The sequence below is a fragment of the Rhizobacter koreensis genome (assembly GCF_013366375.1).
GTDB classification, from domain to species: Bacteria; Pseudomonadota; Gammaproteobacteria; order Burkholderiales; family Burkholderiaceae_C; genus Schlegelella_A; species Schlegelella_A koreensis.
Map to the genome: position 1 here is coordinate 24,181 of NZ_JABWMJ010000013.1, position 21,090 is coordinate 45,270.

Annotated in this window: 19 protein-coding genes and 3 pseudogenes; 7 read left to right on the plus strand and 15 right to left on the minus strand. The window is 64.3% G+C overall.

The window, feature by feature from the left end; all coding sequences use genetic code 11:
- Position 1 precedes the first annotated feature (1 nt).
- Positions 2 to 1,702: an apolipoprotein N-acyltransferase gene (gene lnt, locus HQN59_RS21865; protein ID WP_176071367.1), complete on the minus strand. Its 1,701-nt coding sequence runs from the start codon at positions 1,700 to 1,702 to the stop codon at positions 2 to 4.
- 1,134 nt (positions 1,703 to 2,836) lie between these two features.
- On the opposite strand from lnt, the gene HQN59_RS21870 reads away from it, so the two are divergent.
- From HQN59_RS21870 to HQN59_RS21885, 3 genes and pseudogenes are all read left to right on the plus strand, one after another.
- The gene (locus HQN59_RS21870) at positions 2,837 to 3,355 is read left to right on the plus strand and encodes an OmpH/Skp family outer membrane protein (protein WP_176071249.1); all 519 of its coding nucleotides are present in this window, start codon (positions 2,837 to 2,839) and stop codon (positions 3,353 to 3,355) included.
- 356 nt (positions 3,356 to 3,711) lie between these two features.
- Positions 3,712 to 4,541: pseudogene (locus HQN59_RS26325) on the plus strand (IS3 family transposase); the annotation flags it as partial.
- A 98-nt stretch (positions 4,542 to 4,639) separates the two neighbouring features.
- Positions 4,640 to 5,584: pseudogene (locus tag HQN59_RS21885) on the plus strand (IS481 family transposase); the annotation flags it as partial.
- Here the strand turns inward: HQN59_RS21885 and HQN59_RS21890 are convergent.
- Positions 5,581 to 5,685 (minus strand): annotated as a pseudogene (locus tag HQN59_RS21890) (DUF411 domain-containing protein); the annotation flags it as partial. The pseudogenes HQN59_RS21885 and HQN59_RS21890 overlap by 4 nt on opposite strands.
- Before the next feature lie 215 nt (positions 5,686 to 5,900).
- Between HQN59_RS21890 and HQN59_RS21895 the strand changes: the two are divergent.
- Positions 5,901 to 6,086 carry a hypothetical protein gene (locus tag HQN59_RS21895; RefSeq protein WP_176071252.1) on the plus strand — a complete coding sequence of 62 codons (186 nt, stop codon included), beginning with the start codon at positions 5,901 to 5,903 and terminating at the stop codon, positions 6,084 to 6,086.
- Between the two features lie 256 nt (positions 6,087 to 6,342).
- Complete coding sequence (locus tag HQN59_RS21900) at positions 6,343 to 6,540, plus strand: hypothetical protein (protein ID WP_176071253.1); 198 nt, start codon at positions 6,343 to 6,345, stop codon at positions 6,538 to 6,540.
- A 98-nt stretch (positions 6,541 to 6,638) separates the two neighbouring features.
- Here HQN59_RS21900 and HQN59_RS21905 read toward each other — a convergent pair whose 3' ends face one another.
- Positions 6,639 to 7,904 (minus strand): cytochrome P450, encoded by a 1,266-nt coding sequence (locus tag HQN59_RS21905; protein WP_176071254.1) that lies wholly within the window; start codon positions 7,902 to 7,904, stop codon positions 6,639 to 6,641.
- 662 nt (positions 7,905 to 8,566) lie between these two features.
- Positions 8,567 to 9,265: a c-type cytochrome gene (locus HQN59_RS21910; RefSeq protein ID WP_176071255.1), complete on the minus strand. Its 699-nt coding sequence runs from the start codon at positions 9,263 to 9,265 to the stop codon at positions 8,567 to 8,569.
- 114 nt (positions 9,266 to 9,379) lie between these two features.
- Here HQN59_RS21910 and HQN59_RS21915 point away from each other — a divergent pair, with 114 nt between their 5' ends.
- Positions 9,380 to 9,526 carry a hypothetical protein gene (locus tag HQN59_RS21915; RefSeq protein WP_176071256.1) on the plus strand — a complete coding sequence of 49 codons (147 nt, stop codon included), beginning with the start codon at positions 9,380 to 9,382 and terminating at the stop codon, positions 9,524 to 9,526.
- 91 nt (positions 9,527 to 9,617) lie between these two features.
- On the opposite strand, the gene HQN59_RS21920 is transcribed toward HQN59_RS21915, so the two are convergent.
- From HQN59_RS21920 to HQN59_RS21970, 11 genes are all read right to left on the minus strand, one after another.
- A complete protein-coding gene (locus HQN59_RS21920; protein WP_176071257.1) occupies positions 9,618 to 9,764 on the minus strand; it encodes a hypothetical protein in 147 nt (48 codons plus the stop codon).
- A gap of 279 nt (positions 9,765 to 10,043) precedes the next feature.
- The gene (locus HQN59_RS21925; protein ID WP_217704259.1) at positions 10,044 to 10,409 is read right to left on the minus strand and encodes a copper-binding protein; all 366 of its coding nucleotides are present in this window, start codon (positions 10,407 to 10,409) and stop codon (positions 10,044 to 10,046) included.
- A 614-nt stretch (positions 10,410 to 11,023) separates the two neighbouring features.
- Positions 11,024 to 12,412: a phospholipase D family protein gene (locus tag HQN59_RS21930; protein ID WP_246295089.1), complete on the minus strand. Its 1,389-nt coding sequence runs from the start codon at positions 12,410 to 12,412 to the stop codon at positions 11,024 to 11,026.
- Between the two features lie 306 nt (positions 12,413 to 12,718).
- Positions 12,719 to 13,066, minus strand: coding sequence for a copper-binding protein (locus tag HQN59_RS21935; RefSeq protein ID WP_342451278.1), 348 nt, complete (start codon positions 13,064 to 13,066; stop codon positions 12,719 to 12,721).
- Positions 13,067 to 13,098: 32 nt separating this feature from the next.
- Entirely contained in the window at positions 13,099 to 13,641 is a 543-nt protein-coding gene (locus HQN59_RS21940; protein ID WP_176071259.1) for a cupredoxin domain-containing protein, read from the minus strand.
- 52 nt (positions 13,642 to 13,693) lie between these two features.
- Positions 13,694 to 15,106 carry a multicopper oxidase family protein gene (locus tag HQN59_RS21945; RefSeq protein ID WP_176071260.1) on the minus strand — a complete coding sequence of 471 codons (1,413 nt, stop codon included), beginning with the start codon at positions 15,104 to 15,106 and terminating at the stop codon, positions 13,694 to 13,696.
- A gap of 22 nt (positions 15,107 to 15,128) precedes the next feature.
- The gene (locus HQN59_RS21950; RefSeq protein WP_176071261.1) at positions 15,129 to 16,574 is read right to left on the minus strand and encodes a TolC family protein; all 1,446 of its coding nucleotides are present in this window, start codon (positions 16,572 to 16,574) and stop codon (positions 15,129 to 15,131) included.
- Positions 16,575 to 16,586: 12 nt separating this feature from the next.
- Positions 16,587 to 16,997: a hypothetical protein gene (locus HQN59_RS21955; RefSeq protein ID WP_176071262.1), complete on the minus strand. Its 411-nt coding sequence runs from the start codon at positions 16,995 to 16,997 to the stop codon at positions 16,587 to 16,589.
- 97 nt (positions 16,998 to 17,094) lie between these two features.
- Positions 17,095 to 17,508 (minus strand): hypothetical protein, encoded by a 414-nt coding sequence (locus tag HQN59_RS21960; protein WP_176071263.1) that lies wholly within the window; start codon positions 17,506 to 17,508, stop codon positions 17,095 to 17,097.
- A gap of 108 nt (positions 17,509 to 17,616) precedes the next feature.
- Positions 17,617 to 18,066, minus strand: coding sequence for a Cu(I)-responsive transcriptional regulator (gene cueR, locus HQN59_RS21965; RefSeq protein WP_176071370.1), 450 nt, complete (start codon positions 18,064 to 18,066; stop codon positions 17,617 to 17,619).
- Positions 18,067 to 18,087: 21 nt separating this feature from the next.
- A complete protein-coding gene (locus HQN59_RS21970; RefSeq protein WP_176071264.1) occupies positions 18,088 to 20,541 on the minus strand; it encodes a heavy metal translocating P-type ATPase in 2,454 nt (817 codons plus the stop codon).
- A 183-nt stretch (positions 20,542 to 20,724) separates the two neighbouring features.
- Between HQN59_RS21970 and HQN59_RS21975 the strand changes: the two genes are divergently transcribed.
- On the plus strand, positions 20,725 to 20,979 hold the full coding sequence (locus HQN59_RS21975; RefSeq protein ID WP_176071265.1) for a heavy-metal-associated domain-containing protein: 255 nt from the start codon (positions 20,725 to 20,727) through the stop codon (positions 20,977 to 20,979).
- The last annotated feature ends 111 nt before the right edge of the window (positions 20,980 to 21,090 follow it).

Below are 21,090 nucleotides of genomic sequence, written 5' to 3' on the forward strand. Positions count from 1 at the left end.
CTTAGCCGCCGAAGTGAGCCGCCCTGCAATCGACGTTCCCTCCTCTCGAATCTTGATCTGAGTAGCGTTTCGCTCGATCCCGAAACCCTCCGGAGGAGCTCCGTGGCGGCCATAGCGTCAAGCAAAGGATAGCCAGCACCGACATCCACAATGGCCAGACGCCAAATCGCGAGCTCCACCAGGCGAAAGGCGTGCTGCCGGTCGCGCCCTGCACCTCCGCAACGAGCACGCCGCGGGTATGCCGCGGCAGCATCCCGGTGACTCGGCCGTAGGCGTCGATCGCCGCTGTTGCCCCGGTGTTTGTTGCGCGTATGACGGGACGACGGAATTCCATGGCGCGCATTCGGCTGATCTGCAGGTGCTGGTCGATCACGGCAGTATTGCCGAACCACGCAATATTGCTCAAGTTCACCAGGATCGTTGGAGCGCTCGGCGCATCGCGGAAGCGGACGGCCAACTCTTCGCCGAGCAGGTCTTCGTAGCAGATGTTTGGCGCGAGGCGCTGCCCTCGCCACGCAAACGAATGCTGCGCCACAGGTCCCCGTCTGAAGTCTCCCAGGGGAATGTTCATCACATGCGTGAGCCAGCCGAACATGGGTGGACTGAACTCCCCGAACGGCACCAAATGATGCTTGTCGTAGCGGTACTCGGCGGCCTTCGGGGCTAGGCCTACGACCGAGTTCGTGTAGCCCTTCTCCACACTTCCCAATGGCAATCCCACTAGCGCAGCTCGTCCCGACGCTGAGATCGAGGCTTTCAGCGCGGTCATGTAGCCTGTCGGGAGGTCCTGTGGCAACAGCGGAATGGCGGTCTCCGGCGTGATCAGCAGGTCGGCCGGCGTCTCGCTCAAAGCCCGCCCATACCAGCCGAGCGCAGTTGGAATACCGGTCTCGGAGTCGAACTTCTGCTGCTGGGCGATGTTGCCTTGGAGCAGGGCTACCCGCAGTGGCGTTCCTTCAAGTCGAACATCGACCTTCCACCGGTCTGCAGTGCCGCTGACCGCGCCCATCAGAACTACATACGCCACGACGCGACGGCAGCTCGACCCAGAGCGCGCGGCGGGTTGCGCTACCACCGACAAGAGGTATGCACTCAGGGCCGCGAACGCCGAGATGCCATAGACGCCGAGCCACGGCGCCAGCCCGCTCAGCGGTCCGTCAACGTGTGCATAGCCTGCGGCAGCCCACGGAAAACCAGTGAGGAAGGTGCCGCGTGCGAGCTCTGCCCCTAGCCACACCGCCGCGAACAGCAAGCCGTTTCGAAGCGGATGTCCTCGCACACCGGCGCGGAACACAGCTCCCGCCGCCGCGTAATACACGGCCACGCCGCCAGCGAGCGCCAGCACGCCGAGGGCAGCGAGCGGCGCAGGCACGCCGCCATGCTCATGCATCGCAATGAACAGCCACCAGAATGAGCCTGCCAGCCATGCGGTGGCGAACAGCCAGGCCATCGCCGCGGCACTGCGCCACGAAGTCGCCCGCCGGATGATTATGCAAAGGACGGCGAGCGACACAAGCTGCAACCACCACACTGGCGTTCCGCTGTCAGGCCACGCCATCGATAGGGCTTGAATCAGGCCGGCAAGGACGCTGGACGCCAGCAGGCTCAGCGGGTGCCCGAGCACGGCAGCCGCACGCGGCAAATTGGCCAACGCGCGCCTCGCTTCAGAGCGTGCCGTAGCTGTGGCGTTCCGACGGAACATGTTCACTTCGAGGAGAGCGAACGCAGTCACTGTTAGGCCCCGCGAGCGCCCACCAGGCCACCTTCGGGTTCGCCCTAGTCCTGATGGCCGTCACCAGCTGGCGGAACCCCGCTCCGAAGTACTGTCGCCCGGGTAGGTTCGCAATACGGCGAGGCTCGCGCACTTTTGCAATGTACGTGGCGATGCTCGGCGCATGGCCCAGCGGGTACCTGTCATCCGCATTCAGCGGCTGGCGGCTCGTTTGTGGTGGATGGTGGACCTGCCCGCCTCGGCCCCGCGCAGTGAAAAATTGAATGAGCTCCTCTCATCCATGCACTCGATTTTCAGCTGAATCCTCCTGAGCCCAATATTGCTTCATGTCGCTGGCACGCTGTACCACGTTGCCCGGACGGCCGGCGTGCTGAGGAGAACGCTCTAATGGTAAGAACACCACCTAGCATGACGACAACGGCATCAAGCTGCTACAGGACGGCTTGCCGATGATCGCCGCCGACAGCAGCAAACACAAACGCGATCTCGATCCGCTCATAGCCTACTACATCACTCTGGTTGCCGCGCGATCGGGCTTACCTATAGGGCTATTACACTTGTGCCAGCAGACGATGGACCGCACTTGCAGCGCAAACGCTTCTTCCGGCAAGCGACGACCTCGCAAGGCGTCGAACAGCTAGTGCAGGCGGAGTCACGGTGGCCGCGCCTTGCGGCACAATCACAGAGCGCCGGCCGCTTTCAGCTATACCGAGCGATGCAGCACTGGCTGGCGGGCAGCGACTGCGGCGAGGCAGGCGTGCTAGTCGAGACCAGGCACAGGAACAGTGCAGAACAAATCGTACAAGGCCCGCGAAATCGCCGGTAACGACGACGAGGTTTCATCGGGCTCGGCCGCGTATCCCTAGGATCTCTCCGCTGACGCCAGGACGCAGACCCGGAGCCGACGATTACAGGACTGGTCGAGTCGCTACCTGGACAGCACGCTTCCCGGAGTTGACGGACTCAATGCCGCTGGCGCGACGCTCGAGAATGCCTACATCTACGACAGCGCGACCCGGGAGCTCCGGGAACTGGCTGAGAAGGTCTGGTGTAGAGCGAAGGACGTCACGTGGTGGACAACGAAACCGACGCAGCGGGTTGCATATGACCAAGACTCTCTTCTTCGAAGTGCTTGTCGCTATGGTCGTGGGCGCGATCGGCTGTTTGGATGCAGCCGCAGCAGGGTTGAAGATCGGACAAGTAAGCAGCGGTCGTCTGCTGCGCGACTCGGCGCCAGCGAAGGCGGCGGAGGCGAGACTGGCCGAAGAATTCGCCCAGCGTGAAAAAGACCTCGAAGCGCTGGCAGATCGCCTGAAAGCTGCGACTGATAGCTTCCACGCCGACAGTCCTAGGCTCTCGTCTTCCGAACGAGCCGTTCGCCAGCGAGAGTTACTGGACCAAGAACGCGATCTGCAGCGCAAGCGCCGCACGTATCAAGATGACCTGACACAGCGTAGGAATGAGGAGGTCGCCACGGTCATCGAGCAAACGAACAACGCAATTAGGAAGATCTTCGAGGCCGAGAACTACGATCTCATCCTTCAGGATTCTCCCTTTTTCGGACCCATGGTCGACATGACCGACAAGGTGATCAATGCTCTCGGCGAGAAACCCGGCAACTAACGGCATATCTGCAATGTCTTTAAGCGTCCGCTTTTCCAGTGCAATGGCCGCACTGCGTTCGCAAAGTAGCCCCTATCACAAGCGCTTCGGCGCGCTCAAGGATCCGATCACAGCAGTCGAAATAAGGTTCTCGATGAGGCGGTTCCTCGTTCCTCGTTATCGCGGTGGCAGCCATCATGCCCGCGGTCGTACTGCGCCTGAGCGGCTGGCGACCCGGGCCCCTTGATCGACACCGCGGTCTTCGGTACCGCGGTGCTGGCCGCGGGATTCATGCTGTCTGGGGCACCGTGACCTGCCCCCCTCCAGCCGTACCAGCGTGAACGAAGTGAAGTCCGCTCACCAGGAGAATGGCGGACATGAGGAAGAGCAAGTTCAGCGAGGAACAGATCATCGGGTTCCTCAAACAGGCCGAGGCCGGCATGCCGGTGGCGGAGATCTGCCGCAAGGGCGGCTTTAGCGACGCAACGTTCTACAAGTGGCGCTCGAAGTTCGGGGGCATGGAGGCGTCCGACGCGCAGCGACTGCGAGAGCTTGAGGCCGAGAACGCCAAGCTCAAGAAGTTGCTGGCCGAGGCGCACCTGGACATGCACGCGCTCAAGAGCGTTCTCGGGGTAAAGCGCTAGCCCCACAGGTCAAGCGCGAGGCGATCACCAGGATGGTCAGCGAGCACCGCCTGTCTGAGCGCCGCGCGTGTCGTCTTGTGGGGCTCTCCCGCGACAGCTTTCGACATCCGCCCGAGCCGGACGCAGCCACGCGTGAGCTGGCTGGCCGAATCGTCGAGATTGCCCACGTTCGTCGGCGCTTCGGCTACCGGCGCATCCATGATCTGCTGCGCCCCGAGTTCCCCGGCGTCAATCACAAACGGGTCTGGCGCCTCTACAGCGCTGCGAATCTCGCCGTGCGCAAGCGCAAGAAGGCGCGCCGCCCGCCGGCCGAGCGCATGCCGCTGCAGGTGGCGCGCAACGTCAACGAGGTCTGGAGCATGGATTTTGTCAGCGACAGCCTGGCCAGCGGCCGGCGCCTGAAGTGCCTGACGGTGGCCGACGACTTCAGCCACGAGTGCGTGGACATCACGGTGGACTACGGCATCTCGGGCGAGTACGTCACGCGGCTGCTCGACCGAGCGGCAGTGTTTCGCGGCTATCCCGCGGCGGTGCGCACTGACAACGGGCCGGAGTTCACCAGCCTGTGAACGTACAAGACGTTGTATTGGGTGTTCATCCGAGCTGGGTTTGAGAGACTGGAAGTCGCCAAACACCCAAGCCCCGCAAGGGGTCCAGCCGGATGAACACGCATAAGCATGCCCGACTCACGTACGCACGTCGCATCGAGATGGTCCTCGAGATGATCGAAGGAGGCTTGAGCGCTGCTCAGGCCGCCGAGCGGCACCTGGTAACACCGCCAACCGCTCGCAAGTGGCTCAGCCGCTACCTGGCTGCTGGAGAGGCGGCGCTGGCGGACGCCTCTTCGAGGCCCGCGCGCTCGCCACGCAGCCTTGAGCCGGGCAAGGCGCTGCTGATCGTCGAGCTTCGCCGCCGCTCGATGCTGCAGCGCCAGATCGCCAAGGCTGTCGGCGTCTCGAGCGCCACCGTCAGCCGCGTATTGGCCCGGGCCGGCTTGTCCAAGCTCACTGACTTGCGGCCGAGCGAGCCCGTGCAGCGCTACGAGCATGCCGCCCCCGGCGACTTGCTGCACATCGACACGAAGAAGCTCGGCCGGATCGAGCGTCCCAGCCACCGCGTGACTGGCAATCGGCGCGACTCGGTCGACGGAGCCGGCTGGGAGATGCTCTTCGTCGCGATCGACGATCACGCCCGCATCGCCTTCACGGCCATGCATCCGGATGAGACGAAGGCCCAAGCCGTCCAGTTCCTGCACGACGCGGTGGCCTACTACGCTCGGCTCGGCGTGCAGGTCCGGCGCCTCCTGACCGACAACGGCTCGGCCTTCCGCTCGCGCGACTTCGCTCTGGCTTGCCAGGCGCTTGGCATCCAGCACAAGTTCACCCGTGCCTACCGCCCGCAGACCAACGGCAAGGCCGAGCGGTTCATCCAATCGGCTCTCAGAGAGTGGGCCTACGGCTGGACATACCAGAACTCCATCGAGCGGACGGCCGCGCTGTCGAGCTGGCAGCATCACTACAACTGGCATCGCCCGCACAGCGGCATCGGAGGGCTCGCACCCATGTCCAGGCTCCCTCCATCCAGAAAGAACCTCTTGCAGGTTCACAGGCGATCGATCAGCAGAACGTTGTATGGGTCCTTGCGGTCGCCGTACTCCATGCCCGGAGAGCCAACGGGCATGCTGGGAACGGCCAGGCCGATCGCCTGCTGTTGAGGTTCACTATTAGCGCTAGCGGCATGATCACCGCCCAGGCGCTCACGGCGCTCACGCACGCAGGTTTTACCGGGCAGGACCGTCACCGCTCCCGAGCTTAGTTGTTGTGTGGCAGCAACGGCGCCCACCTCCGTCGTGCTCACAAACCTTGCTAGCGTCCGACGCGAATTCTTTAGTCGCGCTAGCGACCGCTTACCCGCCTCCGCTGATGCCTTCATCCGACCGCGAACAGCGCATCGCCCGCGTGCTGCGGCCGCTCGGCACCGCGCCGCTTTCACGCGAACAGGCCGAGCGTGCAGGCCAGCTTCTCGGGCTGCACTGGACCAGCGTTTACCGGCTTGCGCCCACTCCCACCACCGGCGATGGAGTACGGCGATCGCAAGGATCCCCATGACGTGCTCATCATCGACCGCGATGGCCGGTCATCCGTCTACGCCCGCTATCTGAAGTAGATGACGGCCCTCGATTCCGTGCTACCCGATATCGGAAGGAGCCGGCCCGCGTTTGGGTGCGAGATATCGCGCCCCGGCAGCATTGCCTGGGTCCCAGCACTCGAGCTTCGGGGCTGCTAGCACCGCGAGTACGACCGACAGTCATGTCCGCTATAAGTCAGCTGTCAAGCTAAGGCGAAACCGCCGCGGCTCGACACGATGGAAGTGAACGTCCTCGACGCGACCGGGCGGCACGCCGGCAAGACGCGATGCGTGAGGTCGTCGATGTCGCTTGCGATCAAAGAGGTTGAACACGTCGGGCGCCAGGCGGATTTGCTGGTTTTATCTGTAGCCGACCCTCACGTAGGCCCGCGTGGTCGCGCGCGGTCGCTGATCCGCTTTGTCTCCACACCATGACTTTCGGGTTTTCGGCTGGTATCCAATCGCGTTCGGCCTGCTTGTACTTCGACCTCAGCCCTCGGCTGGCTGTCATGGCACCGTTGAAGCCTCCAGGATCACGCCGTGAAACGCTCAATGACGAAGCCCGACGCGGGGATCGCGGGCATGCGGTCCATGCGGATCTCCAGGTCCTGTGCCGGCACGTGGTAGTTCGCGCGCAGCAGCAACCTCAGCGCCAGTTCCATCAACGCCAGCACGACGCCCTCGCCGGGGCACCGGTGGTCGCTCTCCGCCGTGCTGCCGCCTTGCGGGATGAAGTCGAACCGCCCCGGCGCATGGCCGACAAAGCGCTGCGGCTGGAACTCGTCAGGATGCTCCCAGCGGCGGGGGTCCCGGTTAGTCCCGTAGATGTCCAGCATCACCCGCGTGCCTCGAGGGAACCGAAAGCCGTTCCACACGAAGTCCTCCCGCACGCGAGCCGCCAAGGCAGGAAAGAAAGGATAGAAGCGCCGCACTTCCTGCGCGAAGGAGTGCATCGCCGCCTCGCCGCCTCCACGCAACGCGTCGCGAAGCCACGGATGCCCCTGGAGCGCGTGAGCGCTGTGCACGATGTAGAGCGACGTGGCCACCGTCGGCCGCAGCACGTTCAAAAGCTCCACGGCCGCGATGCGCGGCTCGAGCGGCGCATCGTGGCCGTTCACGAGCATCGCGGCTTCATGCGCGACGCTGCCCTCGCGAAATACCCCGCGTCCAGCGCGGGCCTGCTCCACCAGCGCCGCAAGCCATGCTTCCGCGTGGTAGCGCGCCCGGCGCGCCTGCCAGTGCGCGGCGAGGCCGGAGGCGGCTTTATCGAACAGGGCCACCAAATGGCGGGTACGAACAGGTTCCTCTGCGTCGTCGAGCGGCACGCCTGCCCAGCCGCACACGCTGCGCGTGAGCCAGTGCTGGGTCGCCTCGTACAGCGAGAAGCGGCCCGCGCGCTGCCACTGTGGTGCCAGCCGCATCCACTGCGCCTCGGCCTCCAGTGCAAGCTGCTGCACCCGTTGCGGCGACGTGGCCTGAAGGAAGAAGCGCTTTCGCTGCAGGTGCGCTTCGCCGTCCAGTCCCTGCACGCCTCCCTTGCCGAACAGCGTAGCCCGCGCCGGTTCGGGTGCGGCGCCGGCCCGTTGAAAGAGGGACTTGTCGTAGAAGATCTCGGCTGTCGCCGCGCCGGTCATGCACAAGGTCCGGCGGCCGAGAAAGCGGGCCTGCACGACATCGCTGCCGGCGGTGCGACACGCCGAGCCGATGAAGCGATAGGGATCGAACCACAGGCCCAGGGTGTGATCGATGCCGGGTAACGAAGGTACGCGGCGCTCAGCCGTGGCAGTTGCTTCGCTCATCGTTAGTTGCCTAGCGGCAATTGGCGTGCCAGCGGCGCCACTCATCCAGTCGACGTACTGATGCTTCGAACGGCAAGCCACAGCACAAAGACCCGCCCCCACGGGGCGCCGCGCCATGTTCGGGCGGCGTGCCGTCTTGGGTTGCTGGCCGCTGCCGGCGCTGGCTTGGCACTGCGGCAGCTCCTGCACGGACAGCGCCGCGCCTGACGGTCACTGGCCAGCTCCCTTTGCACGCCAGCCCGCGCGTGCTGCCAAACGTCGGGTTTCTCGACGAGCGGGGAGCGCCGACCTTGCTCGAAACGATGCGCGGACGAGTCATCGTGCTCAACCTCTGGAGAATTTTGTGCCCACCTGGCCACCTGGCCGCAAGGAGATGCCCGCCCTCGATCGGCTGCAAGCGCAACTTGGTGGAGCCGACCTCGAGGTGGTTACGCGGCCTATTGACACCGGCCCAGGCGAGGCGGTGCGCTCGTTCTACTCAGAGACCCGTTTCCGCAACCTCGGATTTAACACGGGTCGCCGCCCACCTTGCAGTCGCTCGCGCAGACCGCTGTTCGGCTCCGCCACAGGAGGGCTCTCTGCCAGCAGTCGGCTGCGGCGGTCCCAAATGGTCATCGTTGCCGCGGGAACTTCCGACACCGGGTTTCGCTCGGTGGCCAAGCTCAAAGACAACCTTCCTTGATGAATCGGCTGATCTCCCCGGGAGCTGCAAACACCACCGATGCGCGATCGCCCTGCATACCTGCGCCGACGATGACCGGCTTGCCGGGAGTCGGCCCGAGACGGCTCGAATCGGTCTTGAATCGCAGGTTGAACTCCCACACCTTGTTGTTCTTGCCGTCGGCAGTGCTCACGGTGTACGTATCGGCGCAGTGTTTGATCGCCGTCACCTGTCCCTCCGCGGGGGCGGCTTTAAGGTCCGCGTGAGCGGTTTGCATGTTCATCATCATCCCGCCCCCGCGCTGTGCGAGCGTCGGCGCCTTACCCTCGGAAATCGCTTTTATATAAGCAATGACGTCTTGGCGAGCGTTGCTGTCGCGCAGGCCGGGAAACGTCATGCTGGTGCCCGGGATGAACGCCTCGGGGTCGGTGAGCCACTTGTCGAGCGTCTTCGCGTTCCACACGAAAGTGGCGCGCTTCAGTGCGTCGGAGTACCGGTGGAAATCGGCAACGGTTCCCGCCTTCCTCTCCCAGACGTTGGCGAGGCTCGGACCGGTCAGATGCTCGCCGGCTGTTGTCGAGTGGCAGGCGGCGCATTGCTGGAAGAACGCGGCGCCGCGTGCGGCGTCTCCTGCAGCCCAGACCGCGGAATGCGAAATCGAAAGTCCAAAGGTGGAAACGAGCACGAAGAGATGTTTCATGACAGGTTGCCTTCCTCATTCGGTGCAGGGCCGACTTGCAAACGCGGTAGCTGCGTCGAACACGTCCGCAATTCGCGATCGTCTCCGCGGGGGCGCGGGACCCAGGACATCTTGATGAAGCGACTGCTCGCCGAACCCTCTGGCCTTGACGAGGCTGTTGCCGCGCACGCCGATCTCGTCCAACGCTTTCTCTGTGGCCCTGAGTTTGTCGATGCGATGATTGCGGCGATCGATGCTGGTTCCATTCGAACCTCCTGTTGAAGGTCGAGGGCGACGTCGCGTATCGCGAAGCCGCGCGAGGGAGGTTCAAGATGTCTGCGATGGTCGAGATCACGGCTGACACGAATGGCGACTAGTCCTTGTTGTGCTTGTCGAAGAGCAGGTTTGTCTGGTGGCTGCAGCAATCACGAGCACGAGCACCACGACCATGAGCAACCAGGACGAAGCCCATCCCGCCCATCATGACGGCCATGCCACCGGCTGACATCATGGAGTCCATGTTGGATGAATTTAGGCGAACAGCGGATACCTGGTCAGTGCGTCTTGTGGGGGCGTCGGGGGCGTCGGGGGCGTCGGCGGGCCCCGGAGTGCGTCGGTCGCGGGGGTTCCTTGGGCTTGCCGCGACGGTGCAGATAGAACATCAGCCCGCCGAAGACGACCACCCCAATGAACCAGAGGACCCAAAGCTCATTCATCAGCTCGATCGGGATCCAGCGCCCGGCAAAAAGCATATTGGTCTCCGGCTTCAACAAGGCGGGTGAGGCCCCGACCCGATGGCTTACTTCACTTCAGTCACGACGTAGTCGGCGCCTTGCTTCTTGATTGCGACATGGACCTTGTTGCCGACAGCCAACTTCTTGAAGAGTGCCTTGTCCTTGACCGCGAACGACATGGTCATCGCCGGCCAGTTCAGGCTTTTGATCGGCTCGTGGGCCAGTGTCACGTTGCCCTTCGAAGGATCAGCAGCCTTGACGACCGCGTCGGTTCGGTGAGTCGCGGCCTGGCTGTCGTTGCTGGGCTTGTCGGCGGCCTTCATGCTCATGCCGTCGCCTGTCATCGACATACCTGCGCTCTGCGCGTAGGAACCGCCTGTGACCGAAAAGGCGATGGTGGCGAGCAAAACCAGGGAGTGGGTCGCTTTCATGATCGTGTTCCTCGAGTTAGCGGTTTGCGGGTTGAGAATGGTTCAGTCGTAAGACTGTAGGCGCGTGACCCGCTCGCGCAGAGCTAGCGATTGCATCGCAGGGCTCTCGGTGCAGCCAAACGGCGGGTTCAGGCGTCTTCACGAGCAATCCTCCACCGGACCCACTGTCGGCGCGCCAAATATTCTGCTAGCGGCGCGCTATCGCTGCTAGCGACAGTTTCGCCTGCAAGTTCCAGTCGTTGTTTGTCTTTCTCGCTCTGAGGGCAGCGATGCGGCTGACGTTTCGACGCAACGCGTGCCAGCGCTGCGCGCCAATATTCTGCTAGCGGCCAGCATTTGCGCCAATATCGCGCTACTGGACTGATGCGAGCCGCTCATGCCGCAAAGCAGGAAGGCCGGCCAGGTTGAGCCGCGGCGAACCGCCGCCGCCAAAGGTTCCGAGGGTGGCCGACAACAACTCACGGAATCCGTGCTGAAGCGCGCACTCATTCCGGCAACGCATCGCACTGCCGCACGCTGTCCCCATTAGCACCATCCTGCTGGCCAATAGCAGGATATTGGCGCGCCGACAGTGGCCGACCCGTTCGACGTGCGGGGGTTACGCAACGCACTAGCTAGAGCATCCCTTCAGGCGCCAGTGGCGCTAGCAGCTCCAATAGATACCTCATCCAAAGCTTGGCCTCCGGCTCCTTCGTGTGTACTTCGTCGTCAGCGCCGCCAGGGGTAATCCACTCCAAAGCCCCGCCTGCAGTCAGCTGCAGCCGGTGGGAGGCTTGGCGCTGGGCGAGACGGGCCAGTCTAGCGACCTGGAGGGTTAGACGGGGGCTGTGAATGAAAAGGCCAATTTCGGTGTTGTAGTGGTCGGAGCGCGGATCGAAGTTCATTGATCCGATGAATACCTCCAAGTTATCAAACACGATTGCCTTGCTATGTAGGCCACCCACTGATTTGCCAAACAGCAGCCCGCGTCCCTCGCGGCCGGCTTTGATGGGGCTCAGCTCGTAAACATCTACCCCAAGTTCGAGCAGGGAGCGCCGGTAACGTCGATATCCGCTGTGCACGAGAGGCTGGTCGGTAGACGCAAGCGAATTCGTTAGCACGCCAACTTTGACCTCTCGCGATCGCAGGTCCTTGATGAGATCCATGCCCGAACGTCCCGGTACGAAGTAGGGAGACACCAGCATGACCTCCGACTTCGCTTCGCGCATGTGTTCCACGACGGATACGCGAACGCGGTTCGAGGCAATGGACGCCTCTTCCAGACCCGGAGGTGGCGCTTCGCCCTTCGATGGCATGTCGGCCGATGCCTCGGCGTAGTCCCAGATCAGATCCAGCGTGCCGGCATCGAGCTCTTCCTCTATTGGTCTGTAGCCCAGCACGTCGCGAGTGTCCGGTTCGTGCGTCACGGGCGGTGCGCTTGGACGCGAGACCTCCTCGAAGCCCGCCCGCAGCTCGGGCCGCGTCAACCGCGGGGGCACAACCGATCCCAACGGGTATGCAAGTGCGCTGTTCCAGTATAGATCGAAGAGCCTGCCCAGCTCTGGGACCACGGCGCCGCTGACGAACAGGTCAAGGTCGATGAAGTTCGCGAGTGGATGCCGCGAGAAATACTCGTCCGCGACATTGCGGCCGCCGGTCACGGCCATGGCACCGTCCGCAATAAACAGCTTGTTGTGCATGCGGTGGTTGAGTCGCTCAACGTTAGGAAGCGAGAGCGCGAAGCGCGACAGCAAACCACCACGCGTAGGGAACGGATTGAACAGGCGCACCTCGACGTTTTCGTGCGCAGCAAGGCCGCTTAGCAGCTCGTCCTGCCCGGAGGTGTACAGGTCGTCCAGCAGCAGCCGCACGCGCACGCCACGGAGCGCCGCATCCCTCAGCGCGCGCAGCATTGCTTTTCCCGTCGCATCGTGACGGATCAGGAAATACTGAACGTCGAGCGATTTCTCCGCGCGGCGGGCCAACTCCATTCTTGCGCTTAAAGCGAATGCGCCCGAAGGCATGAGTCGGAATCCGCTCAAGTCCCGCTCTGGTGCGGAAGCCAAGGCGATTCGACCCAGCGACGTACCGGAGGAGCCTTCGATGGCTACGGAAACCGGCCGCTCGCCTTGAGAGGGCAAGCTTGCGCACGCCGTCGCCAGAGCGGCGGCGCAAAAGACGAACAGGAGGCGGCACGTGCGGCTCCAATCGAATGCACGTGCCTCCTGCCACCGCGACCTGGAAGTCAAACGCTGCCCGAGCCGCGACACCCCGACAACCGCCTGCATTCCCGAGCAGGACCGACAACGCGTCGCACCGCCCCTACTCGATCACTTCGCGACTTCAATGCTGGTGAGAGTGATCGCACCGTTCACCTTCTCCGCGCTGAATCGAACCTTGTCACCCACCTTAACCTTGTCAAGCATCGATGGATCCTGGACCTGGAACACCATGGTCATGCCAGGCATCTCGAGGTTCTTGATCTCGGAATGGCGGATCGTGATCTTCTTGGCCTCCATGTCGACCCGGCGAACCTCACCGTCGGTGGTGGCAGCCGAGACCGCCCCCGCCGATGCTCCAGCAGACGCCGAACCTGTTGAATGATTTGCGGCAAATGCCGGGCCGGCGACAAAGAGCCAGCTGGCGAGGGCGATCGTACTAACCTTGCTCATGTTCATGGATGTGCTCCGAGTTGATCGATGTCTGACACTCAATGCTTGTTCCCGTGGCCGTCGCTCTTGGCGTTCCCCTGAGCCCCAGCGACATTCACGGCTCCTTTCATGCCCGCGTCGTAGTGGCCGGGCTGAAGACAGCCGAAGTGCACTTTGCCGGCTTTCGTGAACTGCCAGACCACCTCGCCAGACTTCCCGCCCGCCAACGTGATCATGTTCGGCTCTTCGTGCTCCATCTCGGGGTTCTTCAGCATCACCTGGTAGTGCTCCCTTAGCTCCGCTTCGGTGCCGAGGACGAATTCGTGCTTGGCCTTGCCGGAGTTCTTGACCTGGAAGCGGATGGTCTCGCCCTGTTTCACGTCGATGCTGGCCGGGATGAACCGCATCGCATCGGTCATGTCGACCTTAACGGTGCGGGTCACCTTCCCCGTGGCGCCCGGCGCGCCGACGGCACTTTCGCCGGAGCCGCCATGTCCGTGCCCACCGGCGTCCCCGTGGCCGCCGGCATGGTTGCCCGAGGCAAGGCTGAGCGTTGATGCCATCGCGAGGACGGCGGCGATCCCGATATATTTGGTCTTCATAGGTTTCCTTCGTTGATGAATCAGAAAATTGGCGCCATCGGCACTGAGTAGATCAGTGTCCGCTGTGCCCTCCCCGTGGTTTGCGCACGCGCATCTCTACGCCCGGCTCGACCCGTCTTGCGACCGGCATCGACCCGCCGCCGGCAGCGAACGAGCGGGCCGGTTCCGGAAGCGTGCCGGTGAACTCATAGGCGACCTCGCCTGCAGGGTGCCGGTACCAGCCCGGATCCTTGAAGTCACCTCTTGGCTGGTCTGCGCGGACTTTGACGACCGTGAACATGCCGCCCATCTCGACAGGTCCGAACGGACCCTTGCCGGTCATCATCGGTAGGGTGTTCTCGGGGATCGGCATCTCCATCTCGGCCATGTCGGCCATGCCCCGCTCACCCATCACCATGTAGTCCGGGACGAGCTTGTTGATCTGTTTGACGACTCCGGAATGGTCGACTCCGATCATGGTCGGGGTGTCGTGCCCCATGGCATTCATCGTGTGGTGGCTCTTGTGGCAGTGGAATGCCCAGTCGCCCGGCTCGTCGGCAAGAAACTCGACAGCGCGCATCTGACCGACGCCGATGTCGGTCGTGACCTCGTTCCAGCGCGCGCTCTCGCGCGTCCAACCGCCGTCCGTTCCCGTCACCATGAACTCGTAGCCGTGTAGGTGGATCGGGTGGTTCGTCATCGACAGGTTGCCCATGCGGATGCGGACGCGTTCACCCAGCCGAGCCACCATGGAGTCGATTCCGGGGAACACACGTGAATTGAAGGTCCACAGGTTGAAGTCCAGCATCTCGCTAACGCGTGGCGTGAAGCTGCCGGGCTCTATGTCGAACGCCGTCAGGATGAACCCGTAGTCGCGGTCGACCGCCATGAACTTGGGATCTCGAGGATGCGCGATGAACATGCCGTACATGCCCATCGCCATCTGGACCATCTCGTCCGCATGCGGGTGGTACTTGAAGGTACCACTGCGGCGAACGACAAATTCATAGACGAAAGTCTTGCCAGGTGGGATGTGCGGTTGGGTTAGTCCGCCAACGCCATCCATCCCGTTGGGAAGGCGCTGTCCGTGCCAGTGAATGGTCGTGTGCTCGGGCAAGCGGTTCGTCACGAAGATGCGTACGCGGTCGCCCTCGACCGCCTCGATCGTCGGTCCGGGCGAGCTCCCGTTGTAGCCCCAGAGATGAGCCTTCATTCCGGGCGCGATCTCACGCACGACAGGTTCTGCAACGACGTGGAATTCCTTGACCCCGTTGTTCATGCGCCAGGGCAGGCTCCATCCGTTGAGAGTGACCATCGGGTTGTAGGGATGCCCGGTATTCGGTACCAGGGGCGGTGCGGTCAGCGGGTTCGTCTGGATGACGGGCTCCGGCAGGGCTGCCATCGCCACCTTGCTGACGGCCGAAGCGGCCACGGCAGCGCCGGTGGCGGCTGCACCAGTCAGAAAGCGACGTCGATTCGTCGTCATGAAGGGTTCTCCGATCAAATGTTCAATGGCCGGCGCCGGCGCCGGCACCGCCAGCCGCGGCCGGTTCAGCGCTCAGCGTCAGGCTGGCAGTGGGTCTGCCGATCAAGGCAGCCTGCAAGGCAGCGTCGGCGAGCCAGAAGTCGCGCTGGGCGTCGATTGCTTGGCTCACGCTGCCGATCTGTTCGCGCGCGTCCGCCAGAAGCTCGAAGACTCCGATGAGCATGCCGCTGTACCGCAGCTGGTTCTCATCGTGGATGGTCCTGCGCAGCGGCACGACTTCCTCGAGGTAATGACGGGCAAGGTCATGGGCCGTGCGATAAGCACCGTATCTCTCCCTCACCTGAGAGCTCGCGTCCACCGCGAGTTGGGCGGTGCGGTTGAGCGACGCCATGTAGGTCGCTTGGGAGCGGGCTCGGATCGCGTCCCCGAAGTCAAAAATCGGCAGCGGCACCTCCAGCTCGAAGCCCTTCTGGGGAGGCTCGCCCGTTTCGCTGTTGCGCACGGCGGCGATGTGCAGGCCGTTGACGAAACTCGTCACGCGCGACAGACCCAGGTCCCGGGCAGTGAACTCGAGATTGGCTCGCGCAAGGCGCACATCCAGCCGCTGATCCATCGCGCGCTGGGCGACCTCGGCTTCGCCCCTCGCGGTCTTGGGCAGCTCTGGCAAGCGATCGGGTAGCTTCAACTGGCGAGCCTGTACGTCCGAAAGCCCCAGTGAGCGCACCAGTGCCTCGCGCGTGCTCTGCGCCGTCTGCCGCGCACGAGCCAGCTGCGCCACAGCATCGGCTGCAAAGGCCTGCTCGCGGGCGCGCTGCAGCCGGCTGAAGTTGCCAGCGGCTTGCATGCGCCGCGCGAGTTCGGCGCTTGCATCAGCCACAGCCTTCACCTGCTCGAAATACTGCACCGACTGCTGAGCAGCCACTGCACGAACCCAGTTCTGGCGTGCCTCGGTTGCTGCCTGGACGACATCGCTCGCCAGCGCAAGCTGGATCTGCTGCTGTCGGAAGTCCGCCAGCCGCAGCCTGGACGGCAGCAGAAACAGATCGAAAACCGAGATTCCGAGCATGCGACCGATGTCCAGATCAGTGCCCCCGCCTTCACGCCGCACCAGTCGTTCGAACGTAAAGATAGGGTTGGGGAGCCGCGCCGATTGCGTCGCCGTGGCCGAGCTCGCCGCGCTCTCAAAAAGCGCAGCCTGCAAGGCAGGGCTGTAGGCGAGTGACAGGCGCACCGCGTCGTCCGCGTTCACCGGATTGGCGAGCACCGCCTCGACGTCGCGTTGCGCCTGCTGGCGCGCCTCCACGGTGTTTAGCCACTTGATCTCGGCTCCAGTCGAGCCGCTGGTAAGCCTCTGCACGCCCGCGAAGTTCTCGTTGATGGCAGAGGTGGCACATCCGCCCAAGAGGAGCGCGGTGGCCAGCGCCCCAGCGGCCAAGCCGCGTGGTCGACGGAGATTCTTTGACGTCATCACCTTGGGTCCTCAGTGGAGCTTGTGCGGATCGGACTTGCTGCCCGGTGCGGAGGGGGACGGCCCCGCTGAACCAGCCGAGGGCGACGTGCCCTGGGTACCGGCAGCAGCAGCCGGTGCGCCGGCTGGGCTACCTTGCGGCGTTGGTGCGGCGGTGACCTCCTTTGCGTACTCCCGCCAGCCGCCGATCCGCCCAACGTTGTCGTTTGCGGCCCTCCACGACCCCACGGGTTCGTCGGTGAAGCGCGCGTAGCCCTCGAAGGCAGAGCGGTACTGAATCGCAGAGCCTTTGGGGGGCGTCTGGCCTGCCGCATTCGCGGCGGAACTCGCCGAGGAGCCCGCCTGAGGGCCTTGGGCGATAGTCGGCATCGAGCCGACGGCGCACAGCGCAGCGAGCGCGGCGCGCGTGAGCAGCTTGTTCATTTTTCGAAGTCATCTGAGTCGCCGACGCGAACGGTCGGCCTTCCCCGTGCGGTAAACGCACGAGCCCAATCAGGCCTCGCGGGGAGGCCTCAGCGGGTCAGATGCTTCGCGGGGGCCGCTCCTGGCCGTCCGAGAGGAAGCTCGGGGCGGGAGCGAAGAAGTCAGCGAATGCGACCGTCGCGAGGTCGCCCGGCGTGAGAGTGGCCGGAGGGCTGCTCACCAGGGAGGGGACCGAACAAAAAGCGGAGCAGAGATTGCACTTGTCTTCGCCCCCCGACGAAAGCTCGCCGCCGGCGTCACTGCTCGACTCATGTACGTGCTGTGCATGGTCGTGGGCAGGCTTGGCTTGGGCGTCGATGCGGTGATGCGCGGCAACACCGCCGTCGATCGTGCGCAACTCGCTTTGGCTACCCACGCCCGACGGCGGGCAGAGCATCGCCGCAGCCATTGCACCCCTCGCGGGGATCAATACCGCCAGCAACACCAACAGCCAAATGCTAAGTGTCTTCACAGCAACTAAGATGCTAGCACAGCAGCCAATCTGCCGGCCAACCTCCGAGAATCCTAAACCTTGTCACAGTAGCAAAGTCAAGCCCCAGGAGGCATACCTGCGCAGCGCTCAGTGCTTGCCTGGCCTCAGGCCACTCCCTGCGGTACGGAGGCCGCCTGGGAGAAAAGGCTCCGCGTCCGCCAGGTTCTCGATGATCGGGCAGTCAGGACGATCGTCGCCGTGGCAGCAGTGCACCAAGTGCTCAAGCGTCGCCCTCATCGCGTGCAGCTCCTGCAGCTTGGCGTCGAGTTCCTGGATGTGGGCTTGCGCGAGCGCCTTCACCTGGCGGCTCGGCCGGCGGCGGTCCTGCCACAGCCCCAGCAGCTCGCGAATCTGCACGATCGAGAACCCGAGGTCGCGCGACTGGCGGATGAAACGCAGCGTGCTCACCTCCTTGTCGGTGTATTGGCGGTACCCCGAGTCGGTGCGCTGCGCCTCAGGGAACAACCCGACGCTCTCGTAGTGACGGATCATCTTGGCCGAGACGCCCGAGGCTTTCGCGGCTTCGCCGATGTTCATGAAGTCCATGGCCCTGCTCCTTCAAACCGTCATTGGTCGGCCGGCGTGCTCCGCCGTGGCCGTCGAGGTGTCCTGCTGCTGCAGCGAACGCCAGCGCCGTAGCATCAGCGCGTTAGTGACGACGCTCACGCTGCTGAAGGCCATCGCCGCGCCCGCGATCATCGGGCTGAGCAGGCCCAGGGCGGCGAGCGGGATGCCGAGCACGTTGTAGCCGAACGCCCACCACAGGTTCTGCTTGATCTTCGCGTAGGTGCGGCGCGACACGTCGATCGCATCGGCCACCAGACGCGGGTCGCCGCGCATCAGCGTGATGCCGGCCGTCTCCATTGCCACGTCGGTGCCGGTCGACATCGCGATGCCCACGTCGGCCGCTGCGAGGGCCGGTGCATCGTTGATGCCGTCGCCAACCATTGCCACCACCCGGCCGGCACTGCGCAGCTCCTGCACGATGGCGGCCTTGTCGCCCGGGAGCACCTCGGCACGCACCTCGTCGATGCCGAGCTCTGCCGCGACCACGCGAGCGCTGCCCCGGTTGTCGCCGGTGAGCATCACCGTCTGGATGCCGAGCTGGTGGAGCCGGCCGACCGCCTGCCGCGCCGAGGCCTTGATGGTGTCGCCGAAAGCCAGCAGACCGAGCAGTTCAGTCCGCTCACCGTCCTTGCGCACGAGCCACGAGATCGTCCGGCCTTGGCCCTCGAGGCGGTCCTCTTCAGCCGCCAAGGCTCCGGCCGCAATACCCAGCTCGCGAAGCAGCCGGCTGCTTCCCAGGGCGTAGACGCGTCCCTCCACAGCCGCTTCGAGACCTCGCCCGGGCAAGGCTTGAGCATTCCGGGTTTCGGGCAGTTGCAGGCCTTCCTTTCGCACCTTGTCCATCACGGCATGCGCCAGAGGGTGTTCGCTCGTGCTCTGCAGGGCACCCGCCAGTCGCAGCACGTCCTGGCGCGCGACGCCGGCGGCGGGAACCACCGCGACCAGCGAAGGTCGGCCTTCGGTCAGCGTTCCCGTCTTGTCGAACGCGACGGTGGTGACGGCGTGCGCCAACTCGAGCGCCTGTGCGTCCTTGATCAGGATGCCTTGTCGGGCAGCCACCCCCGTGCCGGCCATGATGGCCGTCGGCGTGGCCAAGCCGAGCGCACACGGGCATGCGATCACGAGAACGGCAACAGCGTTGATCAACGCCTGTTCCCAGTTGCCGCTGGCCAACGCCCAGCCGAGAAACGTCAGCAACGCAATCATCAGCACGACAGGCACGAAAACCGCACTCACGCGGTCCACGACGCGCTGGATCGGCGCCTTCGCGGCCTGAGCCGACTCGACCATGCGGATGATGCGCGCCAGCGTCGTCTCGGCGCCGACGGCGAGCGTCTTGACGGTCAGCACGCCCTCCGCGTTGATCGCGCCGCCCGTCACCTTGTCGCCGACCCCTTTGGCGATCGGCAGGCTCTCTCCGGTGATCAGCGACTCGTCGACATGGCTGCGGCCCTCGGTCACCTCGCCGTCCACCGCCACGCGTTCGCCCGCGCGAACCACCACCAGATCGCCGACGCCGACCTCCTCGACCGGGACTTCGATCTCGACACTCTCACGTCGGACCCGTGCGATTGCCGGGCGCAGCGCGTTCAACGCGCGGATCGCGTCTGCCGTTTGCCGCTTTGCGCGCGCCTCGAGCCACTTGCCCAGCAGCACCAACGTGATCACGGCGGCCGACGCCTCGAAGTAGAGGTGCGGCATGCCCTGGCTGGCGTGGCGCCAGAGCAGGTAGACGGAAAGCCCGTAGGCGGCGGACGTGCCGAGCGCAACAAGGAGGTCCATGTTGCCGGCGCGCGCGCGCACCGCCTTGTAGCCGGCGCGGTAGAAGCGCCACCCAAGCCAAAACTGCACGGGGGTGGCGAGTGCCAGCTGCAGCCAGCCGCCGAGCATCCAGTCGACACCCAAGAGCTGCAGAAGCATCGGTGCAACAAGCGGAATGGTCAGCATGGCGCTCACCGCTACCGGCCACCACTCAGGCAGGCGTCGGGGCGCGGGCGTCGACTCGCTTTCGCTTGGCTGTTTGACTGCATAGCCCGCTTTTTCGATCGCGGCCCTGAGCGCCATGACCGGAACCGTGCTGAGGGCTTCGACGGAGGCGTTCTCGGTCGCCAGGTTGACAGAAGCCGAGAGCACCCCTGGAACCTTGAGCAGCGCCATTTCCACGCGGGCCACACACGAGGCGCAGGTCATGCCCTCCACTCCAAGGTCCAGCCGCTGGGTGGCTACGTCGTAGCCGGCCTTGCGGACGGCGGCAGCGAGCGCGTCGGGGCTTACCGCCGCGTCGGCCTGGACGGAAGCCTGTTCCGTGGCCACGTTGACGCTCGCGTCCCGCACTCCAGGAACCGCCTTCAGCGTCTTCTCCACGCGCAAGACGCACGACGCGCAGGTCATCCCCATGACCTGCAAGGTGATCCCGTTCGGGTCGGTGACGGCTGCAGTGTTCATCCGGTGCTCCTGGTGCAAATGTGCTGCACTAAGTAATCTTCAGGCTTCCCACACTGGTAAGGTCAAGGCCAGCGGCGGAGAAGTCATCTAGGCGACACGGTTATTGGTGGCACCTACTTGACCCTAACACTGTGGAAGGGTCGACAGTTCGCTCATCAAAACTAGCGCCTAGCGGAGCACACCATGATTTCCTTTCAAGTGAGTGACATGACCTGCGGCCACTGCGTGAGCACCATCACCAAGGCAATAGAGGCTGCCGACAAGAACGCGACAGTCAACATCGACTTGGCGAGCCAGCGGGTCGCGATCGAGCCGACCGAGGCTGACGCGCAGCAGCTGCGTGAAGCGATCGAGGACGCCGGTTACACGCCGGTGGCGGTTCCCACCGACGCGGTCGCGCCAGCGAGCAAGCCGCGTCGCGGTTGCTGCGGCGGCTGAGCACATCTCCGGCCGACGGCACCCCGTCTGCCGGCCCTTTCAAAAGGAGCATCGTCATGCAGCGCAACGCGCCCGCCCCGGCCGAGCCCCACGTGGAGCACTCCCACCACC

Excerpts from the sequence above, each read along its gene's own strand:
- HQN59_RS21910 (WP_176071255.1), bottom strand. The coding sequence starts at position 9,265 with ATGAAACATCTCTTCGTGCTCGTTTCCACCTTTGGACTTTCGATTTCG.
- HQN59_RS21895 (WP_176071252.1), top strand. The coding sequence starts at position 5,901 with ATGCCTTCATCCGACCGCGAACAGCGCATCGCCCGCGTGCTGCGGCCG.
- HQN59_RS21970 (WP_176071264.1), bottom strand. The coding sequence starts at position 20,541 with ATGAACACTGCAGCCGTCACCGACCCGAACGGGATCACCTTGCAGGTC.
- HQN59_RS21915 (WP_176071256.1), top strand. The coding sequence starts at position 9,380 with ATGAAGCGACTGCTCGCCGAACCCTCTGGCCTTGACGAGGCTGTTGCC.
- HQN59_RS21935 (WP_342451278.1), bottom strand. The coding sequence starts at position 13,066 with ATGAACATGAGCAAGGTTAGTACGATCGCCCTCGCCAGCTGGCTCTTT.
- HQN59_RS21945 (WP_176071260.1), bottom strand. The coding sequence starts at position 15,106 with ATGACGACGAATCGACGTCGCTTTCTGACTGGTGCAGCCGCCACCGGC.
- HQN59_RS21975 (WP_176071265.1), top strand. The coding sequence starts at position 20,725 with ATGATTTCCTTTCAAGTGAGTGACATGACCTGCGGCCACTGCGTGAGC.
- lnt (WP_176071367.1), bottom strand. The coding sequence starts at position 1,702 with ATGTTCCGTCGGAACGCCACAGCTACGGCACGCTCTGAAGCGAGGCGC.
- HQN59_RS21950 (WP_176071261.1), bottom strand. The coding sequence starts at position 16,574 with ATGACGTCAAAGAATCTCCGTCGACCACGCGGCTTGGCCGCTGGGGCG.
- HQN59_RS21955 (WP_176071262.1), bottom strand. The coding sequence starts at position 16,997 with ATGAACAAGCTGCTCACGCGCGCCGCGCTCGCTGCGCTGTGCGCCGTC.
- HQN59_RS21920 (WP_176071257.1), bottom strand. The coding sequence starts at position 9,764 with ATGGACTCCATGATGTCAGCCGGTGGCATGGCCGTCATGATGGGCGGG.
- HQN59_RS21940 (WP_176071259.1), bottom strand. The coding sequence starts at position 13,641 with ATGAAGACCAAATATATCGGGATCGCCGCCGTCCTCGCGATGGCATCA.
- HQN59_RS21930 (WP_246295089.1), bottom strand. The coding sequence starts at position 12,412 with ATGCCTTCGGGCGCATTCGCTTTAAGCGCAAGAATGGAGTTGGCCCGC.
- cueR (WP_176071370.1), bottom strand. The coding sequence starts at position 18,066 with ATGAACATCGGCGAAGCCGCGAAAGCCTCGGGCGTCTCGGCCAAGATG.
- HQN59_RS21870 (WP_176071249.1), top strand. The coding sequence starts at position 2,837 with ATGACCAAGACTCTCTTCTTCGAAGTGCTTGTCGCTATGGTCGTGGGC.
- HQN59_RS21925 (WP_217704259.1), bottom strand. The coding sequence starts at position 10,409 with ATGAAAGCGACCCACTCCCTGGTTTTGCTCGCCACCATCGCCTTTTCG.
- HQN59_RS21900 (WP_176071253.1), top strand. The coding sequence starts at position 6,343 with ATGGAAGTGAACGTCCTCGACGCGACCGGGCGGCACGCCGGCAAGACG.
- HQN59_RS21905 (WP_176071254.1), bottom strand. The coding sequence starts at position 7,904 with ATGAGCGAAGCAACTGCCACGGCTGAGCGCCGCGTACCTTCGTTACCC.